Origin of the sequence: Sphingobacterium faecale (assembly GCF_016746095.1) — a bacterium.
Classification (GTDB): domain Bacteria; phylum Bacteroidota; class Bacteroidia; order Sphingobacteriales; family Sphingobacteriaceae; genus Sphingobacterium; species Sphingobacterium faecale.
In genome coordinates, this window is record NZ_JAERTY010000035.1 from 1 (window position 1) to 1,148 (window position 1,148).

Below are 1,148 nucleotides of genomic sequence, written 5' to 3' on the forward strand. Positions count from 1 at the left end.
GTAGTGCCACCCGCGAATACTTTCAAAAGGTGATGGACAGCAAGCTGATCATAGACCAGTCCTATCAGGCCTGTCTGGGGTTACTCCGCTTGGCCTCGCTTTACCCTGACCGGATAGAAGCCGCCTGTCAAAGGGGACTGAAAGGTCACCGCTTTAATTATATGGTCATAAAAAATATCCTGGACAACAAGATGGACATGCTGGAAAAAGATGACCGGTCCACTGTCGGTTATACCATTCCGCTGCACCGGAACATCCGGGGTGCCGATGAATACAAATAAAAAACAGACACATAAATCAAAAACAGAAATGAACACAGATCAAACTATCGAACAGCTCAGATCAATGCGCCTGACTGGCATGGCCCGCCGCTATGAAGCAGTCGCCGCCTTACCTGTACACGAAATCCAGGATGTCCATGAACTATTGGGATCTCTGGTACAGGCCGAACTCGAATACCGTGATCATACCAGGACCCAGAAATATCTCAAAGCCAGCCGGCTCAGGTACAACGCTCTTCCGGAAGAGATCATCTGCAATGCAGAAAGGGGGATCACACGAGAACAGGTACTTCGACTTTCAGACGGCTCTTTTATACATCGCGGAGAAAATGTTCTTATCACAGGAGCAACAGGATCGGGCAAGAGCTTCCTGGCATGTGCGCTGGGACGATCTGCCTGTCTGCTGGGCTTTAGAACTTTATACTTCAGTATGAACCGCTTTATGGATACTGTTGTACAGACCAGGCTTGATGGAACCTACCTGAAATGGATAAAGGGTATTGCAAACCAAAAACTGTTGATACTGGATGACTTCGGGTTAAAATCTATAGACGCCGACACGAGGCTCGCACTGCTTGATATACTGGAAGACAGATATGGAAACAGCTCCGTTGTGATAACTTCTCAGTTACCGATTGAAGCATGGTACAACTTTATTGATGAGCCAACACTTGCGGACGCGATAATGGACAGATTGACAGCTTCCGCACACAGACTCCCGCTACAGGGTAAGTCTTTGAGAAAGAAAAAAAATCATTAAGTTTGAAAAGTTAATACAATCCAGTTGTAAAATAGCTCGGGTTATTGGTCACTAAACCTGGTGTACTTTCGTCCGGAATCCGTGGTGTACTTTTGTCGGAATATTCA

At 46.4% G+C, this 1,148-nt stretch carries 1 protein-coding gene and 1 pseudogene; both read left to right on the forward strand.

The annotated features are described in order from the left end of the window. A pseudogene (locus JKG61_RS22745) lies at nt 1–281 on the forward strand (hypothetical protein); the annotation flags it as partial. A gap of 64 nt (nt 282–345) precedes the next feature. Continuing rightward, nucleotides 346–1,041, forward strand: coding sequence for an IS21-like element helper ATPase IstB (gene istB, locus JKG61_RS22750; protein WP_202105303.1), 696 nt, complete (start codon nt 346–348; stop codon nt 1,039–1,041). Nucleotides 1,042–1,148: the final 107 nt, after the last annotated feature.